At 42.8% G+C, this 19,194-nt stretch carries 18 protein-coding genes; 9 read left to right on the top strand and 9 right to left on the bottom strand.

Translation table 11 applies throughout. The annotated features are described in order from the left end of the window. Entirely contained in the window at positions 1-642 is a 642-nt protein-coding gene (locus NZ848_RS09655) for a hypothetical protein (RefSeq protein ID WP_259015325.1), read from the bottom strand. Between the two features lie 180 nt (positions 643-822). Here NZ848_RS09655 and NZ848_RS09650 point away from each other — a divergent pair, with 180 nt between their 5' ends. The 4 genes from NZ848_RS09650 to NZ848_RS09635 all read left to right on the top strand — a co-directional run bounded on the left by NZ848_RS09650 (position 823) and on the right by NZ848_RS09635 (position 3,190). Beyond that, positions 823-1,506 (top strand): helix-turn-helix transcriptional regulator, encoded by a 684-nt coding sequence (locus NZ848_RS09650; protein WP_259015324.1) that lies wholly within the window; start codon positions 823-825, stop codon positions 1,504-1,506. A 94-nt stretch (positions 1,507-1,600) separates the two neighbouring features. Beyond that, the gene (locus tag NZ848_RS09645) at positions 1,601-2,095 is read left to right on the top strand and encodes a DinB family protein (protein ID WP_259015323.1); all 495 of its coding nucleotides are present in this window, start codon (positions 1,601-1,603) and stop codon (positions 2,093-2,095) included. A 17-nt stretch (positions 2,096-2,112) separates the two neighbouring features. Next, positions 2,113-2,742 (top strand): GyrI-like domain-containing protein, encoded by a 630-nt coding sequence (locus NZ848_RS09640; RefSeq protein ID WP_259015322.1) that lies wholly within the window; start codon positions 2,113-2,115, stop codon positions 2,740-2,742. Positions 2,743-2,764: 22 nt separating this feature from the next. Next, entirely contained in the window at positions 2,765-3,190 is a 426-nt protein-coding gene (locus NZ848_RS09635; RefSeq protein WP_259015321.1) for an SRPBCC family protein, read from the top strand. Positions 3,191-3,235: 45 nt separating this feature from the next. On the opposite strand, the gene NZ848_RS09630 is transcribed toward NZ848_RS09635, so the two are convergent. Both NZ848_RS09630 and NZ848_RS09625 read right to left on the bottom strand, forming a co-directional pair. Beyond that, on the bottom strand, positions 3,236-4,600 hold the full coding sequence (locus NZ848_RS09630) for a GH12 family glycosyl hydrolase domain-containing protein (RefSeq protein WP_259015320.1): 1,365 nt from the start codon (positions 4,598-4,600) through the stop codon (positions 3,236-3,238). Between the two features lie 200 nt (positions 4,601-4,800). Further along, positions 4,801-6,978 (bottom strand): TonB-dependent receptor, encoded by a 2,178-nt coding sequence (locus NZ848_RS09625; RefSeq protein ID WP_259015319.1) that lies wholly within the window; start codon positions 6,976-6,978, stop codon positions 4,801-4,803. Between the two features lie 313 nt (positions 6,979-7,291). On the opposite strand from NZ848_RS09625, the gene NZ848_RS09620 reads away from it, so the two are divergent. Beyond that, on the top strand, positions 7,292-7,675 hold the full coding sequence (locus NZ848_RS09620) for a hypothetical protein (RefSeq protein WP_259015318.1): 384 nt from the start codon (positions 7,292-7,294) through the stop codon (positions 7,673-7,675). A gap of 90 nt (positions 7,676-7,765) precedes the next feature. Here the strand turns inward: NZ848_RS09620 and NZ848_RS09615 are convergent, their stop codons facing one another. The 3 genes from NZ848_RS09615 to NZ848_RS09605 all read right to left on the bottom strand — a co-directional run bounded on the left by NZ848_RS09615 (position 7,766) and on the right by NZ848_RS09605 (position 10,011). Continuing rightward, complete coding sequence (locus NZ848_RS09615; protein ID WP_259015317.1) at positions 7,766-8,446, bottom strand: carbohydrate-binding family 9-like protein; 681 nt, start codon at positions 8,444-8,446, stop codon at positions 7,766-7,768. Between the two features lie 80 nt (positions 8,447-8,526). After that, complete coding sequence (locus NZ848_RS09610) at positions 8,527-9,249, bottom strand: YebC/PmpR family DNA-binding transcriptional regulator (RefSeq protein WP_259015316.1); 723 nt, start codon at positions 9,247-9,249, stop codon at positions 8,527-8,529. A 111-nt stretch (positions 9,250-9,360) separates the two neighbouring features. Next, complete coding sequence (locus NZ848_RS09605; RefSeq protein WP_259015315.1) at positions 9,361-10,011, bottom strand: hypothetical protein; 651 nt, start codon at positions 10,009-10,011, stop codon at positions 9,361-9,363. A gap of 162 nt (positions 10,012-10,173) precedes the next feature. Here NZ848_RS09605 and NZ848_RS09600 point away from each other — a divergent pair, with 162 nt between their 5' ends. After that, positions 10,174-11,499 (top strand): sensor histidine kinase, encoded by a 1,326-nt coding sequence (locus NZ848_RS09600; protein ID WP_101724515.1) that lies wholly within the window; start codon positions 10,174-10,176, stop codon positions 11,497-11,499. A 61-nt stretch (positions 11,500-11,560) separates the two neighbouring features. Here NZ848_RS09600 and rpsB read toward each other — a convergent pair whose 3' ends face one another. The 3 genes from rpsB to rplM all read right to left on the bottom strand — a co-directional run bounded on the left by rpsB (position 11,561) and on the right by rplM (position 13,410). Continuing rightward, positions 11,561-12,370, bottom strand: coding sequence for a 30S ribosomal protein S2 (gene rpsB / locus NZ848_RS09595; RefSeq protein ID WP_253530582.1), 810 nt, complete (start codon positions 12,368-12,370; stop codon positions 11,561-11,563). A 155-nt stretch (positions 12,371-12,525) separates the two neighbouring features. Next, positions 12,526-12,912, bottom strand: coding sequence for a 30S ribosomal protein S9 (rpsI, locus tag NZ848_RS09590; RefSeq protein ID WP_101724513.1), 387 nt, complete (start codon positions 12,910-12,912; stop codon positions 12,526-12,528). Positions 12,913-12,966: 54 nt separating this feature from the next. Then, complete coding sequence (rplM, locus tag NZ848_RS09585) at positions 12,967-13,410, bottom strand: 50S ribosomal protein L13 (protein ID WP_101724512.1); 444 nt, start codon at positions 13,408-13,410, stop codon at positions 12,967-12,969. A gap of 505 nt (positions 13,411-13,915) precedes the next feature. Here rplM and NZ848_RS09580 point away from each other — a divergent pair. From NZ848_RS09580 to NZ848_RS09570, 3 genes are all read left to right on the top strand, one after another. Further along, entirely contained in the window at positions 13,916-14,974 is a 1,059-nt protein-coding gene (locus NZ848_RS09580) for a ferredoxin--NADP reductase (RefSeq protein WP_259015311.1), read from the top strand. Positions 14,975-15,087: 113 nt separating this feature from the next. Continuing rightward, positions 15,088-18,039, top strand: a complete 2,952-nt coding sequence (locus NZ848_RS09575; RefSeq protein ID WP_259015310.1) for a glycoside hydrolase family 3 N-terminal domain-containing protein — start codon at positions 15,088-15,090, stop codon at positions 18,037-18,039. A 238-nt stretch (positions 18,040-18,277) separates the two neighbouring features. Next, on the top strand, positions 18,278-19,162 hold the full coding sequence (locus NZ848_RS09570; protein WP_259015309.1) for a sugar phosphate isomerase/epimerase family protein: 885 nt from the start codon (positions 18,278-18,280) through the stop codon (positions 19,160-19,162). The last annotated feature ends 32 nt before the right edge of the window (positions 19,163-19,194 follow it).

Here is a 19,194-nt window from a genome sequence, read left to right as displayed (position 1 = left end):
TTAGTTTGTTTGTGATAACAACCATCGGGCGTCTCGTTCACCCCAGTTGGGCGCAATGCCAGATGCCGGCTTAAATTTTGCGAATCTCTTAAGGGCTTCTTCAAACAATGGAGCCGACTTTTTCTTACCACCGCCATAAGCCTCTGGTGTAAAGTAGATACCCTGGGCTTCTAATAATTTGGCTCTGGGGTTTTCAGGGTTTATTTTATTGGCATTCTGCAAGCCCATGCTTACGGTAGCGCCATATTTTTGCCAGCGGTCTTGTGGGGCTACTGCCATTCTTGCATTGGCTATGTAGGCTTTCAGTACCTCTATTTCATCATTGCCCGGTTGCAGTTTTTCGGCATGAGCCAGAAACTTATCGGCTTTGTCAAGCAGCAAATCTTTTTTGTCGGCCTCCGGCTCTGCAAAGCTCAGGTTGGCAAGGCCATAAGCTGCCCAGTAGCCTGGTAGCCATTCGTTAGGTTCGGCAGTTGCAATGCGTTCCAGCTGGCTTACGCCCTGCCTGGTATTTTCAGTGTTTTCAAACTCGCTTAACAGGCCGATGGCGTTTTCCATTGCCGATACGTACTCGGCCTTCTGCGCAAAAGACTGAACGAAAATTAAAGATAAAAAGCTGATAGTTAAAATAATTCGTTTCATTTTTGACTATGTTTAAATGATAAATAATTGTTTGCTTCGGGTTGATGCTTCAAAATTAGACAGTACGGGAGGGACACCACAGGGCTTTCTGACGAAACCCCGCTTTGTGAGCGTGAAATTGGTTTTTGCAGGTATAAATACTTTGTTATTTTTGACATACAATCTTATAAACTGATAGTGATGAACCGAATAGACCGGCTGATGGCCATAGTAACCACTTTGCAGTCAAAGAAATATGTAAGTGCCGAGAGCATTGCCGAAAAGTATGAAATCAGTGTCCGTACTGTCTATCGCGACATCAAGGCGCTGGGCGAACTGGGTATTCCGGTTGGGTTCGAAAACCAGAAAGGGTATTTTGTAGTACCGGGGTATTTTCTGCCGCCGGTGGCATTCAGCATTGAAGAAGCCAACGCATTGCTGCTCATGGAAAGCGTTACAATAGGGTTTGCCGATAAGTCTATCAGGAAACACTACTCGTCAGCCCTAAGCAAAGTGAAGGCTGTTTTACGTACCAGCCAGAAAGAAAAGATGGATATGCTGACAGACAATATAAGATTGCAGATACCTCAGCGACTCAACAATGACTTTGAGTACCTGAGTAGTATTCAGAATGCCATAATAGCCAGAAATATTCTTGAAATAACCTACGTCAATAACAAAGAAGAATCAAGCAAAAGGCAGGTAGAAGCCATAGGCCTTGTTTTTTATGCTTTTAGCTGGCACATGATAGCCTGGTGCCACCTGAGGGAAGAATACCGCGATTTTAAGGTTTCACGCATTTGTTCTATTCAGGATACCGGTATCCCTTACAGAAAGAAAAACCACATCACGCTGAACGATTATCAGCTGCCGGTTGAATTCTGAAAAATTTATAGGAAATTTCAAAAACAGACTGACATAGGGTTGTCAGTGAGGCCCGTTTTCTTTGCATTATCATTCATTTAAACGCAAAAAAACTATGTCTTTCTTACAGGAATTTTCAAACGAATTTGAGCGGGAAGCCCAAACTACCCGTAAAATGTTATCTATTGTGCCTGACGACAAGTATGATTGGAGACCGCACGAAAAAAGCATGAGCATCAGGCAACTGGCTACCCACATAGGCGAACTGCCCTCATGGATAAAAATGACCATGACAACCGATGAACTGAATTTTGCGAACAACCCTTACAACCCGGTACAGGTTAACAATACATCAGATTTAATGACCTATTTTGAAAATAACCTGACAGAGGGGCGCGAGTACCTGAAAGAAGAATATGAAGGCCAGATTGACAAAAACTGGACGCTTCGTAGTGGTGAAACCGTTTACAGTGTAAGACCTAAAAAAGATGTGCTGCGTATGTGTCTGAGCCAGACAATTCATCACCGTGCACAGCTAGGGGTGTTTTTACGCCTGCTCAATATTCCTATACCGGGCAGCTATGGCCCAAGTGCCGATGAGGGTTTCTGATAAAATGACACTGCAACATGGAAAAACTCGATTTAAGTAAAGCTTCCAAAGCTTACTATACCGCTACAACAAAGCCAACGCTGGTAAATATTGAAGCAGCCAGATTTTTGTCTGTCTTGGGCAAGGGAGACCCTTCGCAGCCTGACTACGGAACCACTTTACAGGCTTTGTATGCTACGGCTTATGCCCTTAAGTTCTTGTATAAGGCTAAGCAAAAAGATTTTATAGTGGCTAAACTGGAGGGCCTCTGGTGGTTTGACGAAACCACCAATAGCAGGGTTTCTATGGCCGAAGCCCCACAAAAGATACCCCGTAGTGAATGGCAGTATAGAATGCTGATTCGCCTGCCTGCGTTTGTAGCCGCAGAAGATATTAAAATCACTGCTGAAAATGTAGCCTATAAAAAACAGATTGCCCGGGCTGCCAGTGTTGAATTGTTTGAGATGGAAGAGGGGCTTTGCGTGCAGATGCTGCACATTGGGCCTTTTGATAAAGAGCCTGAGAGCCTCTTGCAGATTCAGGCGTTTTCAGAGGCCAGGCAGTTGCAAAGAAATGGTTTGCACCATGAAATTTATTTGTCTGACTTCAACAAAACAGTTCCTGAAAAGCTGAAAACCATTCTAAGAGAACCCGTAAAAAAGATTTAAATATAAAAACCAGCTCGAAACTATGCCAAAAGAAATAAAAAAAACCATTGCAATTAAAGCTCCAGCAGCAGCTGTGTGGGATGCACTCACTAACCCCGAGAAAATAAAGCTGTATTTGTTTGGCACCGAAACCAGAACCGACTGGCAGGTGGGCAGCCCGATAGTTTTTTCGGGCCTGTGGGATGGCAAACCCTATGAAGACAAAGGAACCATACTGGCTATTGAACCCGGGAAATCGGTTACCTATAATTATTGGAGCAATATGAGTGGGTCAGACGATATTCCTGCAAATTATGCAAACATAACCTACGCATTAGAAGAAAAGCCCGGCGAAACCCTGCTTACCGTAACACAGGATGGTTTAAAGGACGATGCCGCCGTTGAGCGTTCTGAGAATGACTGGGGCTATGTACTGGATGAATTAAGAAAAGTGGCAGAGCAGGGTTAATGATACAGGAGGCTGCCATTAAAACGCAGCCTCCTGTATAGTTATTTATCTGGTCTCTACTACGAAGGTCTTCAGAACGCTGTAACCTTTGGTATTACCTAATTCATTGCCAAACTCAATAGAAGACAGATAACTGTCTTTTGAAACGATACCTTTGCTTACCAGATAGGCTATCAGCTCGTCAACATCTACTTTGCCGGCTTGCCTTTTATCTGTTCTGGCAAAGGCAACGTATGTCCAGTTAGAGCCTGCGGGCTCCCAGGTGGGCTCGCCCATGTAAAACTTATAACTACCGTTGGTGGTATTTACGGTTTCCTTAAAGGTGCCAAATGGCTCAAGGTTCTGGTAATCTTCCCAAATCATAAACTCAAACTGAACATTGCCTGGTGTGGCTACCTTTGCCGAGCTAATCCAGTTATCAAATGCCAGATTATAACTTCCGCGCTCAATGTGCATTTCAATGTCATAATTCACTTTTAGCTTGCCCAACTCACCTATTTTCTTCGGCAATTGTGCGGTAGTTGTGTTCGGATACCACGGTTTTTGTCCGTAAATAACCTCAGGATAGGCGTTAATATTGGTAGCAGAAGTTGGGAAGTCCCACGACCAACCCAAAAGGAATCGTGAATCAGCATTATAATTATAAACACACAATGAATATGAACCCGCAGCTAAACCTGTAACATTCCAGAGGTTATTTTCAACCATAAATTCGCCCGTCTGAAAAGTTTTAAAAGCCTCACAACTTTTAATGGTAGACTGGGCAATTAATAGCTTACCCTCTTCGTCTCTGAAACTATTCAGCGTATAATTGTTTTTAACCTTGCCATCCTCAGCAGTAATGCTAACTGTTAGCGCTTTATCAACGCCTACTTCCTGGCCAACGCTGATGTTGGCAGTTGCATTAGCAGATGCCTTAAATGATTTGATGCTGATAGTGCCGTCGGCATTATAAGGCAATTCTTTCTTTAACACAATGGTAGCATTGCTTACTGTTCCGGTATAGTCGGCGCCTTTATAAGCAAACACAATTTCTGTCAGTGCTGCTTCTGTTGATGCGGCAGCTATCTGCCAGTTAATTTTGTAGGTCTGCTTGGTTACGCCATCTTCTGCCGTTACAAGAATATCGGTTTGGGCGGTTGTCAGTTTGTCTCCTGCCTTCATGTTTACAGTGGCTCCGTTAGAAACGGTGATGGTTTTTACGGCCACTTCTTTAGCACTGTAAGGAATAGCCTTTTCCAGGCTAATGTTATTTCCGGTAATGGTGGTGGCATAAACTGTTCCGGCGGTTTCAAATTCCAGCTTCACTATTTTGGCTTCGCTGGACTTGGCTGCAGGTTGTTCGCTGGTACAAGAAATAACGGCGGTAAATAGCCATAGCAGATAGCAAAAAAGATAGTTCTTTTTCATGTTTGGTGGTTCAAGTTAATTGTTCTTTGGTTCAAATTTCGGACATTCAAAGATAAATTAACTTTCTGTCTGGGCAAGTGCGCTGTTAGCGAAGAGCGGGGTATTTGAGAGAAAATCCGCCTTTAATCAATATATGTAGTTTTTTTTACGGTCATAGTGCTTTTACCTTATGGGTTTTTTCTGGCGTGCGTTTCCAACTTTTACAAGTTATCCAGATCTGCCTCTTTAGGTTTACTCATTTGTTTTGATAGATTGATGGAAACCCCGAGAAAGAAAGTCCGGTACATAGGTGGTATTACTTCAAAGCGTTGCTTGCCATCAGCAGAATAACGATACCCGAATACATTTTTACGGGCAAACAGATTGTCTAAAGTAGCATAAAATACCATAAAGTTACCCTTGATGGTGCGTATGTGGCTGGCAGATAGACTTACGTTTTCATAAGGTCTGGTGTACTGAGGCGCAAACGAAGTAGTAGCGAAATCATAATTGGGCCTGCCGCTTGTATGGGTAAAGGTTACACCTGCGTTGGTACTTATTTTCTCAAAAAACTGCTTGTAAACTACACTAACATTATGTTTTGAAGCAAAAGTAGGCATGGTTTCTTTCTGGTAGTTTCTGAATAATCGCTCGGTATCCAGAAAAGAATAGGTCAGCCAGAATTCACCGCTTTTTATGCTTTTCTTGTCTCTGTAAAATATATCAAAGCCTTGTGCAAAGCCTTTGCCTTTGTTGTCAGTCGGCCCGGTTGGGAAACGGTACGGGTTTGGGTCATAATAGCTGGTATGCTCTAAAACCAGGTTTTTGTAGTCTTTCCTGAAACCTTCCATTCTGAAAGTTCGGTCGTTTTTAATAATCTGGTAATTCAAAATCAGGTGGTTTGCCAATTCATAATCCAGATTACGGTTCAGGTACAAATAGTTTTTCTCTGGTGTTTGGTAGAATTGCCCTGCTGCCAGCGATACCTGGCTGTACTGCCCGGTTTTATAGGCCAATGAAACCCGCGGAGCAATATTTGCCTTGTCAATCGCACTGGTATATTCGGCTCTCATGCCAAGTCTTCCGGCCAGTTTTGGGGTAATGTATAATTCGGTTTCTGTAAACGCCGCGCTGTAATTATCCTGCAAGCTGAAATCGTACTGATTATAGATGTTGCCTGTTTTAATGGCATGAAATTCGGCTCCAAATAAAACTGAGCTGGCATAGTTTTTACCAAATAGCCGGGTTAATACCGTTCGTATTTGTGTGCGTTCGTCCAGGCGGTCGCCGTCATCATTACCAATTTTTATCTTATCTGTATTGCGGCTATAAGATAAACCTGTTAGCAATATCCATCGGCCTTCATCAAAGTTAACCTGGTAGGTACCATTGGTAAATAGGTTTTTGTTCTTCAGATTGAATTTATAATTTGAGTCTGTGGACTGATAATTAGGGAATGAGATGATTGACTGATTTTCAGCATAGCTGCCGTAAATTTTCAGGTTGCTGTTTTTAGTAAGATTTTCATTAATGGTCAATGAGGTATTGAGGCCCTGCGGTACTTTATCAAACTCAATGTTTGATTTCATCAGGTTAAAAAATGGGGTAAGGTTGGTGTAGTAAAGTGAGCCGGAAATGCTTCCCTTGTGCGTATAAGTTGCGCCAAGGCCTGCCATATTGGCGTTGATATTCCAGCCGCTGGCATCATCGGTTTTATCGCGGGTTTGCAGCAGCAATACCGACGAAAGCGCCTGCCCGTATTGTGCAGAGTATCCGCCTGTACTAAAGGCGGTACCTTTAAACATAAAAGGTGTAAAACGCCCGCGTTGAGGCACATCAGGCGTACTGCTGAAAAACGGATTCTGAACTATCATGCCATCAATAACGGTTTTGGTTTCGTTGGCTGAGCCACCTCTTACAAACAGCCCTTCCTGCTCGCCAACTCTTTGCGCACCCGATAAAAGCTGCATAACCGCTGTTATATCAGCGCCGCCTCCGGCAGTGGTTACAATATCTAATGGTTTCAGCATTACCATTTTTTTACTGTCCGATGCCTCAAATGTTCCGGCTGTAATAGTTACCATATTCAGAACATTCATCGACTCCTGCATTCTGATATTGATTTCGGTTGTGCCGCCGGCTAGCTTTATTTTTTGCTCGTAATTATCATATCCCACAAAACTGGCTACTAAAGTGGCTGTATCTTTTTTACTGGTCCTGAATAGATAGCCTCCTTCGGCATCGCTGGTGGCGCCATCATAGCTGCCTTTAATATAGATGTTGGCGCCCGGAATGGCCTCTCCCTTTTTGTCGGTTACTTTGCCTTTAATGTTGGTCTGCCCTTTTAAAATGGGTATAAGAAACAGATAAAACAGAATATAAGGTATAAGCTTTGTCATAAGTATGCTGGTTTAAATGATGATGCAAACCTATCGGATTCGGGTTTGGAAGGGTAGGGATTTCTGACAAAAGCTGATTTTTGAAGAGTAAATTCTGATTATTAAAGGATAGATGCGTGCGTGAAAAAGCAGGATCTTGGCTTAGCTGCTATTAGAAACGAATGACTTTGAGATACCGGGTTCCGTTCATCCTTCAATAGCACCGTTTATCATAATAATTGCAATGGCAAGGTACTATGTATAACAATGTATCTAGCATTGCATTATATTTGTTTATCGAAACGATTTCAAACCGTTTTAATAACAAATAATTATGAAAAAGCTATTTAACTTATTTTTGATTGCTGCTCTGGGGCTTGTGTTCTTTTCGTCTTGTGAAAACAAAGGGGATATTTCTATTTCGCATAGCGAAACTCATGATTTGTATAAATTTACTGCCAGGTATCCCGAAAGGTTTACTAAAGAAGTGCAGCAGTATCTGGATGAGGAACTTGAAAACGAAAGCGACTTTTCTTTTGAAAATGCACGTTTGGATGCTGATATGGTGCTTGATAATAAGATGGCATTTTACATCAGGATGTATCCGGGTAGTTTAAAGATTGAGATGGATAAAACCAAAAACTCGTACAAAAACTATGCCCGCATGAAGAAAATGGGCGAAGGACTGGGCAAAATTCTAAAGGATGAAAACCAGTAAATTTAATCAGCCTGCACCTTAAACATTTGTTTTAAGATGCAGGCTGATTAAGCGTAGTAATTAATTAATGAGCTGGTTTATATTGGCCTTTTATTTGAAATGCAGCGAGCCAAAATACTCAGGTCTATGAAAAGCCGGAGTTTTACCGCTCATGGTTGGGCTCCAGCATAAGAAATCACATTCTTTGGGGTTACATTTCCAGTCGCCTTTCTTGTGCGATTGCGTTGATACAATTCTATAAAAGTTGGCTCTGTAATCTTTTGTATTTCCTGAGCCAATCAGGCTCAGCGGTATTTGCAAAGTGCCACTCCAGGTATCGTCTTGCGTTTTTACACTGTGTTTGATACCGGCCTTTGCATAGTCTATCATTTCGGTCGAATTCCCTCCGCCATGTCCTTTGGTAGGGTTATGTATCTTCCCAATCCACAATACATTATTGGGGTTTATTTCCAGTTCCAGATATCGCTCAGGTACTTCGGTTCCTTCAGCTATAAAGACCTCAAACACTTCCTGATTATACATTTCTGTGTTATGTACCTGATAAGTGTTTTCTTTCCAGTAGGGGTTCTGGTGGCACTCAAAGGCAATATAAAGGTATTGGTCGTCATATTTCAGCTTTACCAGTGTTTCCTGCGTTGCGGTTTGGCCGGTGGTTGAATGCCTGAAATACTTGCTGTCGAGGTCTTTCCACTCGTTTTTTGATAAAGAAACGCTATAATCAGGGGTTGGCATAATCATTAACAGAATAAATGAGTACAGAATATGAAACATGGTATAGGCAGAAGTGAGGTGGTTAAATAAAAACGTCAGAATCTTTTGGATTCTGACGAATATAGAAATCAAGATTCAGGTCAGGCAATTATCATATTATGATACACATTCTGCACGTCGTCATCTTCTTCCAGTTTTTCTATCAGTTTCTCCACGTCGGCGGCCTGTTCTCCCGTAATAGTTTTCATATCGGTCGGAATCCGCTCAAAATCGGCCTGTAGTAATTCAAAGCCTTTCTCTTCCAGAAATTTCTGAATAGCGCCAAAGGCGGTAAACTCGCCGTAAATATTAATTTGGTTGCTTTCTTCATCAAGAAATACCTCTTCTGCACCAAAGTCTATTAACTCAAACTCCAGTTCTTCCACATCAATTTTGTCGTTCTTGGCAATCTTAAAGACCGACTTCCTGTCGAAAATGAAATCCAACATACCCGAGGTACCCAGGCTGCCACCACATTTGCTGAAATAACTGCGCACATTGGCTACCGAGCGGTTGGTGTTGTCGGTGGTACACTCAACCAGTATGGCAATGCCATGTTGGGCGTATCCCTCGTAAACCATCTCTTTGTAGTCTTCCTGCTCTTTAGAAGATGCTCTCTTAATGGCATTTTCTACGTTGGCCTTTGGCATATTGGCAGCCTTGGCATTTTGTATGATGGCTCTCAGGCGCGAGTTGCTGTTAGGGTCCGGGCCGCCAGATTTTACGGCAATGGCAATGTCTTTACCAATACGGGTAAATGTTTTGGCCATTTGCCCCCAACGCTTCATTTTACGAGCTTTTCTGAATTCAAACGCTCTTCCCATAATATATCAAGTAAATGCTAATTTTTAATAATATTCCGGCCATGGTCTTTTTTGATGACACCGCCGGTAGTTCAGAGCGCGAAATTAGAAAAATTTACTTTAATAATCCACTTATTTTGTTCGGTATGGTAAATGTTTGGCTACCTGTGCAATCAACTGGCTGGTCAGGTGGTGGGGGGTATCCATGCGGTTGTTTGGGCGCTGTTTCATATTGGTTTTCCACAGCAGCTCTCCGGTGGCTGCATCATACAGATTCACATTGGCCTCAACACCGTCGTTCCCCATATAAGAGGGCATCATAGAGTACCGGTTCTGGCGGCTGATAACTACCTGCAACTGGCCCCAGATTACGGCGTCTACCCCTAATATACGTGCCAGCTGAGCTTTGTCATGCCTGCCTATGTCTTCCAGCCTGATACCACTGCTTGCCAGTATGCTGTTGGTTTTGGTAAAATCCTGAAAAGCCAGTTCGTATCTTCCTTTTTCTACCTGCTTGGCGGCGTAGGCAAATAGTTCTTTCTGGGTATCAAGGCTTGCTTCACGTTCCTGCTGGCTGAAAAATCTTTGCGTGCGGGTATCAGGATTCCGGTTTACGGGGTTTTCAAACTGCACATCAAATGGTAATATGGCTATGCGTTGGTGGGTAGCTTTTGCTTTAGAAAAATTATCTGAAAGAAAATCTCTTTGAGCAGAACAGCCCGACAACAATATTCCCAGAATAAGGAGGGTAACTGAATTTTTATTTATGTGTCTGGTTCTCATTTTATTATTGATTTAACAAGTATTTAACGAAATTTGACAAATTTTCTTTTGTGTTGTTTCACGATTTTTTAAATCGTAGGGTTATCTTTAGAGTTCTTTCTTTTTGAAAAGATTAACCGTTTAACCGTCTTTTAATTTCACGCCTACAAGCAGCTATTTTTCATGAGGCATTTTGCAATTGGTATCATCCTGCGTATTAGTGTTTTAAGTGTAACACTTCTGGCAATGGTTTATTATTTTTTACAGAATCAGTGGTCGGCAGTGGGCTTGTTTGGTATTTTGTCGGCACTCGTATTTTTCTGGATTTTCACTTATACTACTTCTATTAACCGGAAGCTGGCCCGTTTTTTTGAGTCTGTGAGGTATTCTGACTTCGCCGTTAAGTTTCGGTCTGATAACAAACTGGGCCGAAGTTTTGAAGAGGTAAATCAGCAATTTAATGGAGTTCTGGAGGCCTTTCGCCAGGCACGCGCCGAAAAAGAAGCTAACCTGCACTACATTAACACTATTGTTCAGCACGTAAATGTAGGGCTTTTATCTTACGATTCGTCTGGCAACATTGAGCTCATAAACAATGCGGCCTTTCGTATTTTAAATATTTATCGTTTGCGCAATATCAGCGAGCTTTCTAAAACCGCCCATGCTGAATTGTTTGACATCCTGAACAACATCTCTTCTGGCAGTAAGGCGCTGTATCAGACAGCTAACGAAAAACAGATATCTATCAACGCTGCCACCGTGAGCCTCAGGGGGCGTGTTATTAAACTAATTTCGTTGCAGAACATTCAGTCTGAGCTGCAACAGAAAGAGCTGGAAGCCTGGCAGAACCTGACCAAAGTGTTGCGCCATGAGATTATGAACTCTGTAACGCCGATAGTATCACTAGCCAGCACCATGCGTGAAATTATTGAGCTTGATTTAAGCAAGGAAGAGGGTATTCAGGAAACTGTCAACGACCTGAAAGAAGCCTTGTTTACGATAGAAAACCGTAGCAAGGGTATTATGAACTTTGTAAATGCCTACCGCGAGTTTACCAGCATACCCAAACCGAAGTTTGAAGAAACCACCTCTAAAGAATTAATAGCTCAGGTGCTAAACCTGGTTCAGCCGCAATTGAAAGAGAAACAGATTGAGTTAAAAACAGACTTTAAAGAGAGCTTTGATTTAATGGCCGATACCGAGCTGATAGCAATGGTGCTGATAAACATTATAAAAAATGCAGTTGAAGCTACGGAGTCTCGTTTGAATCCTCAGGTAAGAATCAGAACCTTTGAAATTGATGAACAGAAAATAGTTGAAATTGGCGATAACGGCAGCGGTATTGAGCCTGAAGCGCTTGAAAAGATATTTATCCCGTTTTATACCACCAAGAAAACAGGCTCGGGCATTGGTCTGAGCTTGTCGAGGCAGATAATGCAAATGCATGGCGGTAACCTGAAAGTATTTTCAAAAGTTGGCGAAGGCACCCGGTTTCAGATTATTTTTTAGAAGCAAAAAAAAGGCCCGAAATCAAAATTCTGGGCCTTTAAACTTAGTATTTCTTGGCTAATTATGCTTCAGTTTCGTCACCGGCTACTGCTGCTGGAGTTTCCTCAACTGCTGCTGGTGTTTCGTCTACTGCACGTTTAGCTTCTTCTTCTTCTTGCAGAGCGGCGTTATCTTTATCCATTTTACGCTCCATGATACCTTCTTCAATAGCCTTACCTAAAGCAAGTGTTACCAAAGCTACTGATTTGTAGGCATCATCATTGGCTGGGATCGGATACTCAACCGACTCAGGGTTTGAGTTAGTATCGCACATGGCAATTACCGGTATACCCAAACGGTGCGCTTCAGCTACGGCCAGGTGTTCACGTTTTACGTCAACAACAAACAAAGCAGCCGGAAGTCTTGATAAATCAGCTACACCACCCAATAATCTTTCCAATTTGATACGCTCGCGGTCTAGCATCAGGCGCTCACGTTTAGCAAGGTTGCTCGCTGTTGCTTCGTCTTTCAACATACGCTCAACGTTTTGCAATTTTTTCAAAGATTTCTTGATAGTAGCAAAGTTTGTTAGCATACCACCTAACCAACGCTCAGTAACGTAAGGCATTTTCAAGCGTTTTGCTTCTTCTGCCACTATTTCCTGTGCTTGTTTTTTGGTTGCAACAAACATGATTTTACGACCAGAACGAACAATACCTTTTACCACTTGTTGTGCGTCTTCTAAACAAGCTAAAGTTTTGTTAAGGTCAATGATATGGATTCCGTTTTTCTCCATGAAGATATACGGAGCCATTTTCGGATCCCATTTACGGGTAAGGTGACCAAAGTGTACACCTGCATCCAGAAGGTCTTTGTACTGTAATTGTGCCATTTTTGGTAAAATGATAAAATGTTGAAAAAAATTAAATTACGCAGCACAGCACGTCGGCATCACTGTAAGTGCTGTCTGGACAAAAGAATTTACGAATTACACGCAGCAGGCGAAATAAAGACTTCGCAACAGCCGGATGTAATTCGTAAATAATATTAACGTTTTGAGAATTGGAATCTCTTACGAGCTTTACGGCGACCGTATTTTTTACGTTCAACCATACGAGAGTCACGAGTTAAGAAGCCTTCTTTTTTCAATGCCGGGCGGTTCTCTGTGTTAGCTTCACACAATGCGCGGGCAATTGCCATACGCACTGCTTCTGCCTGACCAGCAATACCACCACCTTGTACATTTACTTTAAGATCGTACTGACCAGTTGCATTTACGGCAGTAAATGGTTGGTTCAATACAATTTGAAGAATTTCAGAAGGGAAGTACTCCTTTAATTCACGACCATTCACAGTAACTGCTCCATTACCCTGTTTCATGTAGATACGGGCAACGGCTGTTTTTCTTCTACCTACTGCGTTGATAACTTGCATTATTATATAGGATTTTGAAAATTTTCTAAAATTATAAATTATTACCCGTTGATATTACAGCTCAATTGTTTTTGGCGTTTGCGCTGCATGTGGGTGATTTGGTCCTTCGTATACATACAGATTTGTATATAGACGACGTCCCAAACGACCTTTTGGAAGCATACCTTTTACAGCATACTCAACTACACGACGACCGTCTTTTGCCATTAACTCACGAGGAGTAGCAAAACGTTGACCACCCGGATGACCCGTGTGACGAACGTAAACTTTGTCGGTCATTTTCTTTCCTGTCAGGCGGATTTTCTCGGCATTGATAACAATTACGTTATCACCGCAATCTACATGCGGAGTATAGTTGGTTTTATGCTTGCCACGAATGATGTTAGCAATCTGGCTGCACAAACGACCCAATACTTTGTCGGTTGCATCTACAACCACCCATTCTTTATTAGCGGTTTCGTTATTTGCCGAAATCGTCTTGTAACTTAGATATTTCACTATTTTTAAATGTTAAATGTGTTTGAAAAAAGCTGTTGCCATTCGTAATTCAGTATTTGCCCCCAAAAGCTTATACTAATAACTGTGGCTTTTTTTCGACAATTTTTAAGGTGTTGAAACAACACATAGCAACTCCGGAATCAGTCACTTCTCAAAATTGGATGTCCCCTTGAACTAACGGGCTACGTCTCAAGGGAGTATTTTGGGGCTGCAAAATTAGAGATTTCCTGAAATAAAAGCAATTGTTTCTCTTTTTTTTATGCTAAATCATTGAAAATTAGTTCGTTTGGTCTTTACAGCCTAATTTTGCACCATGCCGGTAGCCATAAACTTTTTGATGAAGGCATAAAATATACCATTGCAGTTTACATACTTTAGTGGTTTTGTATAAAAGAGCCAAAAAAGAAAAGTAAATACCTTAAAAAGTACCTGAGCGATAGCGTGAGTAGTTAAAATATTTAAAAAGTATCTGAAGGGTAACAGAACCTTACCCGGCAAATTAAAAATGACATTAAAAACATATTTTCTGCAGGTAAAAGAAGTTGTAACAGAAACCCCAGACAGCGTTACTATTTATTTCTGGCATCCATTAAGCGAGCAGATTAAATATAAAGCAGGGCAGTTTATTACAGTAATAGTGCCATTAGACGGTAAAAAAGTACGTCGCAGCTATTCCATGTCTACCTCGCCTCATACTGATACCGCTATAGGTATAACAGTAAAAAGAGTAAAAGGCGGGTTGGTTTCCAACTACCTGAACGATAAAGTTAAAGTAGGAGACTTTATTGAGATTGTAGAACCAATGGGTAACTTTTTTGTAGAACCTGACGCCGGGCAAAGCCGCCATTTGGTTCTTTTTGCGGCAGGCAGTGGTATTACGCCGCTAATGGCCATTGCAAAATCTGTTCTTAAGGTTGAACCGGGGTCAAGAATAACCCTTGTTTATGGTAATCGCAGCGAAGGCAGCATTATTTTTAAGGACAAAATTGAAGAAATGGAGCGTACCTATCGAGAGCGCCTAAAGGTGCATCATATTTTGTCGCGCCCCTCAGATTACTGGGTGGGGCAGGTAGGGCGCATCAGCCAGGGCATCGGTATCCGTTTCATGAAAGACTCGTTCACCGATTTTGCCAAAGACGAATTTTTTCTCTGTGGCCCTGCCGGTATGATGGAAGACATCATCAAAGGCCTTAATATATATGATGTAAGCAAGAGTAGGATTCACCGCGAGAATTTTCATGCACCCATGCTTGATGAAGTGTTTGTAGAAGAGAACGAAGACTCCCTAAAACCCCAGCTGATAAAAGTTATCTATGAAGGAGAAGAACACGAATTTGAAGTAAAGCCACACCAGAGTATTTTGGAAGCGGCTCTTGACATTGATATTGACCTGCCTTACTCTTGCCAGGCTGGTATGTGTACAGCCTGTATGGGTAAATGCGTTTCTGGTAAAGTAAAAATGGACGAAGAAGAAGGCCTTACCGATAAAGAGATTCAGCAGGGCTACATTCTTACCTGTGTGGCACACCCACTTACCCCGGGAGTAGTGATTGAAATTGATTAAAAATAAATTAAAATAGGTCTATACGAATTGAGCCAATTAAAATGAAGGCTTAACTTTACTTGAAGAAAAAAGCTTCTGGCTGGTGTTAATAATTTAAATGGGAGGATTTTTTAGTGAGGAAGATAATAATTGCGGGGGCTTTTGTTCTGACTTTGTTTACTGTAATCAGTTCTTTTACGCGGCCCCCTGACAAATCTAAAGACTATCTGCAAACGCAAGGAAAGTGGGCCGACAGCCTGCTGGCCTCAATGACGCTGGACGAAAAAGTAGGGCAATTGTTTATGATGGCCACCTACTCTAACCGCACCGAAAAATACTATCAGCAGGTTGAAAACAACATTGCTACCTACCATATTGGCGGGCTTATCTTTTTTCAGGGCGGGCCTCACCGCCAGGCCAGATTAACCAATCGTTATCAGCAACTTTCACGCGTTCCGCTTATGATTGGCATAGATGCCGAATGGGGCCTGGGAATGCGTTTGGACAGCGTTATTGATTTCCCGAAACAGATTACCCTGGGGGCCATTCAGGACAACGCCTATATTGAGCGATTCGGACAGGAAGTAGGCCGGCAATGCCAAAGACTGGGTATTCATATCAATTTCGCACCCTCTATTGATGTCAACACCAATCCAGACAACCCTGTAATCAATTATCGTTCATTCGGGGAGTCGCAGATAAATGTAGCAGAAAAAGGGCTGGCTTATGTGCGGGGCATGAAACGCTATCATGTAATGGGCAGTGCCAAGCATTTTCCCGGTCATGGCGATACCGACCAGGATTCGCACCACACACTGCCTGTAGTAACGCACTCAATGAAAAGGCTCAATGAGGTTGAGCTTTATCCTTTCAGACGCCTGATTGCCGATAGTATCGGTACCGTCATGACAGGCCATTTGTTGGTGCCTGCTCTGGAAGCAAGAGGGAATACGCCTACGTCTATATCTGAACGGATAGTTACCGAAATCATTAAAAACCAGATGGGTTTCAGAGGGCTTACAGTAACTGACGCCCTCAATATGAGAGGCATTACGCAAGGCTTGCAACCCGGCGAGCCTGAGTTTCTGGCATTTATGGCCGGTAATGATATTTTACTGCAAACAGGCAACTTACCTGCTGCGTTTAACCGCATAAAGAAAGCTGTTGAAACCGGCCAGATACCAACTGATGTGCTGGATGCCCGGGTAAAAAAAATTCTGATGGCTAAATACTGGGCCGGGCTTGGCAATTATAAGCCTGTTGATATGGCTGGGTTGGGTGCCGACCTGAACGGAAGAAAATCGCTGGAATTGAAAACCGCTCTTTTTGAACAGGCAGTAACCGTTGCCCGAAACCAGGATAATCTTATTCCTTTCAATCATCTTGACACCCTCTCTTTTGCTTCTGTTGCCATCAGTGCAGACTACGACAATGAATTTCAGAAAACGCTCAGTCAGTACGCCAATTTTAAAAATTTTGTAGTGCCATTCAAGCCCGGTTCTGAAAAAGACATTGCCTGGGTATTAGACGAGGCCTCAAAATATAAAGTTGTGGTGGTTAGCGTGCACGGTATGAATAGCCGTGGCGACAGAAACTATGGCGTAACTCCGGCCACGCTGGATTTTATCCATCAGCTTGGCAAAAGAACCCACGTGGTAGTATGTGCTTTTGGTAACCCTTACGGTTTAAGATTATACAGCCACACCCGGAATCTGATATGTGGTTACGAAGACGATCCTGCCTCTCATCGGGTGGTGCCTCAGATATTGTTCGGCGCTTTACCGGCCAGAGGAAGGCTTCCGGTTTCAATTGATAACGACCTGAAAGTTGGTGCCGGCATTCAGACCCAAAGGCTTGGTCGCGTTTCTTTTGGCGATGCTGAAAGTGTGGGCATGAACGGGCAGAAGCTGGATGAAATAGCACAGGTAGTAAAGCAGGGGATAGACAACAGGGCTTTTCCGGGCTGCCAGGTTCTGGTGGCCAGAAAAGGCAGAATAGTATATAACCGGAGCTTCGGAACTTTAAGATACGGTTTATATGAACCGGTAACCAACCAAACCCTGTACGACATCGCCTCTATGACCAAAGTCTCGGCTACATTACAGGGTGTTATGATGCTCAACGAGCGTGGCGCCATTGATTTGAATGAAAAGCTAAGCACTTATCTGCCAGAGCTGAAAGGCAGCAATAAAGAAAAAATGCTGATTTCAGATATTCTGTTGCATCAGGCCGGGCTGGTTGCATTTATGCCCTTCTGGGAAAAAACCAAAACCGGTAGCACCTACAATCCTGAATATTACAGTTTCAGCAAAGACAGTCTGCTAATGCCTGCCAATTTACAGGTGGCCGGTAATCTGTACATAAAGCCGGCAATTAGAGACTCGGTATGGAAATGGGTCATTGACTCTAAACTCATAAACACACAAGACCGGCAGGGCGGTTACCGCTATACTTACAGCGACCTGGGCCTGATTATGATGCAAAAGCTGGTAGAACGGATAACTAACCAACCTTTGGAAGAGTTTCTGGAGCAAAATTTATACGAACCACTGGGCATGACCTCTACGATGTTTAATCCACTGCTTAAATTCCCGAAGACTATCATTGCGCCTACTGAAAACGAATCAGGTTTCCGGGCTTCACAGATTCAGGGAACCGTGCATGACCCTAATGCCGCACTTCTAGGCGGAGTATCTGGCCATGCCGGGTTATTCAGCAATGCCTCAGACCTGGTAAAACTTTTTCAGATGAATCTGCAAAACGGGTATTATGGTGGCCGTCAATATCTTTTTCCTGAAACCACACGCCATTTTGCCCGCAACTATACACAAAAAAGCCACAGGGGATTAGGCTGGGATAAACCCGGCGATTCAGATAGCCCCATTGTAGGCAGTTCGGCTTCGCCAAACAGTTACGGGCATTCCGGATTTACTGGCACCGTTGTCTGGGTAGACCCAGACCGCGAACTTATCTTCATTTTCCTCTCAAACAGGGTTTACCCTGTTTCTACCAACAACAAAATCAATACCTTAAGAATCAGAAAGCGTATTCATGAGATAATCAATGAATCGCTCGTGCTGCAATAGACAATTTCTGAACATTTTTCCTGATTCAGGTTTTTATTCCCAAAATTCTGCTGCGCTCAGAGGTACTAAAACGATTTACATCAGTATTATTACCGGAATATTGTATTTGTTTTACAGGCCTTTGAAAGAGTAAATATTATCTTTGAAAAATCAAAAAACTTAAACAAATACTGTTATTTTTGCCCTGAAGCATTTACCCCGATGCTCCTGAATATATTCAACACTTATAACCTTCAAAATGGAAATTTCTATTCACAACTGGATGCGCGCAGAATCCATAGAGACTACTATTAAACGAATTGCCGCATTAGGATATGACAAACTGGAGATTGCCGGAAGCCCCGAAGCCTACGACACCCGTAAGATAGGTAAGCTTCTTAAAGACCACGGATTGAAATGCTGGGGCTCGGTAACCCTGATGCTGGAAGACAGAAACCTGCTTGCCAAAGACAAATCTCAAAGAGAAAAATCAATTCAATATGTAAAAGATGTAGTGCGGATGGTGAAAGAACTGGAAGGCGAAATGGTATCTGTAGTGCCCGGAACAGTAGGTAAAATTATACCTGATGGCCGGCCCGACGAAGAATGGAAATGGGCTGTTGATAGCATGAAAGAGGTTTATGAATACTCTGAAAGCGTGGGTATTACCCTGGGTATAGAACCGATTAACCGTTTTGAGACGTACTTCATTAACCGTGGCGACCAGGCTCTGGCACTGGCTAAAGAAGTTGGCCCAAATTGCGGCGTTTGTCTGGATACTTTTCACATGAACATAGAAGAAGACAACACCTACGATGCCATCCGCAGAGCTAAAGGCCGTCTGGTAGGTTTCCATGTGGCTGACAGCAACCGTATGGCTCCGGGGATGGGTACCATCAACTGGCCGAAAATTATTGAAACCCTGCGCGAAATAGACTATGACAAGGTATTGTCGGTTGAATTCTGCTCGCCATTAGACAGAACCCCTGCCAACCCTTACCCGAACTCAATTGAGCTGAATCCGGAGGGGTTAAGCCCCGAACAAAAGAAGTTTCTGGAAGACCACGGGAGCTCGTCGGTAACAGAAGATTTCTATACCATGCTTACCCGTCGGTCAATTGATACATTACGACCGCTTATCTGATTTGTGGGGTGAACATTTTGTTCGCCTGCTGA

The organism is Emticicia fluvialis (genome assembly GCF_024793945.1).
In the GTDB taxonomy this organism is placed as follows: Bacteria; Bacteroidota; Bacteroidia; order Cytophagales; family Spirosomataceae; genus Emticicia; species Emticicia fluvialis.
This window is presented reverse-complemented; position numbering and strand designations above follow the sequence as displayed.

Excerpts from the sequence above, each read along its gene's own strand:
- NZ848_RS09600 (WP_101724515.1), top strand. The coding sequence starts at position 10,174 with ATGAGGCATTTTGCAATTGGTATCATCCTGCGTATTAGTGTTTTAAGT.
- NZ848_RS09605 (WP_259015315.1), bottom strand. The coding sequence starts at position 10,011 with ATGAGAACCAGACACATAAATAAAAATTCAGTTACCCTCCTTATTCTG.
- NZ848_RS09620 (WP_259015318.1), top strand. The coding sequence starts at position 7,292 with ATGAAAAAGCTATTTAACTTATTTTTGATTGCTGCTCTGGGGCTTGTG.
- NZ848_RS09635 (WP_259015321.1), top strand. The coding sequence starts at position 2,765 with ATGCCAAAAGAAATAAAAAAAACCATTGCAATTAAAGCTCCAGCAGCA.
- NZ848_RS09570 (WP_259015309.1), top strand. The coding sequence starts at position 18,278 with ATGGAAATTTCTATTCACAACTGGATGCGCGCAGAATCCATAGAGACT.
- NZ848_RS09580 (WP_259015311.1), top strand. The coding sequence starts at position 13,916 with ATGACATTAAAAACATATTTTCTGCAGGTAAAAGAAGTTGTAACAGAA.
- NZ848_RS09630 (WP_259015320.1), bottom strand. The coding sequence starts at position 4,600 with ATGAAAAAGAACTATCTTTTTTGCTATCTGCTATGGCTATTTACCGCC.
- NZ848_RS09650 (WP_259015324.1), top strand. The coding sequence starts at position 823 with ATGAACCGAATAGACCGGCTGATGGCCATAGTAACCACTTTGCAGTCA.
- NZ848_RS09640 (WP_259015322.1), top strand. The coding sequence starts at position 2,113 with ATGGAAAAACTCGATTTAAGTAAAGCTTCCAAAGCTTACTATACCGCT.
- NZ848_RS09610 (WP_259015316.1), bottom strand. The coding sequence starts at position 9,249 with ATGGGAAGAGCGTTTGAATTCAGAAAAGCTCGTAAAATGAAGCGTTGG.
- rpsB (WP_253530582.1), bottom strand. The coding sequence starts at position 12,370 with ATGGCACAATTACAGTACAAAGACCTTCTGGATGCAGGTGTACACTTT.
- NZ848_RS09625 (WP_259015319.1), bottom strand. The coding sequence starts at position 6,978 with ATGACAAAGCTTATACCTTATATTCTGTTTTATCTGTTTCTTATACCC.
- NZ848_RS09645 (WP_259015323.1), top strand. The coding sequence starts at position 1,601 with ATGTCTTTCTTACAGGAATTTTCAAACGAATTTGAGCGGGAAGCCCAA.
- rpsI (WP_101724513.1), bottom strand. The coding sequence starts at position 12,912 with ATGCAAGTTATCAACGCAGTAGGTAGAAGAAAAACAGCCGTTGCCCGT.
- NZ848_RS09615 (WP_259015317.1), bottom strand. The coding sequence starts at position 8,446 with ATGTTTCATATTCTGTACTCATTTATTCTGTTAATGATTATGCCAACC.
- NZ848_RS09655 (WP_259015325.1), bottom strand. The coding sequence starts at position 642 with ATGAAACGAATTATTTTAACTATCAGCTTTTTATCTTTAATTTTCGTT.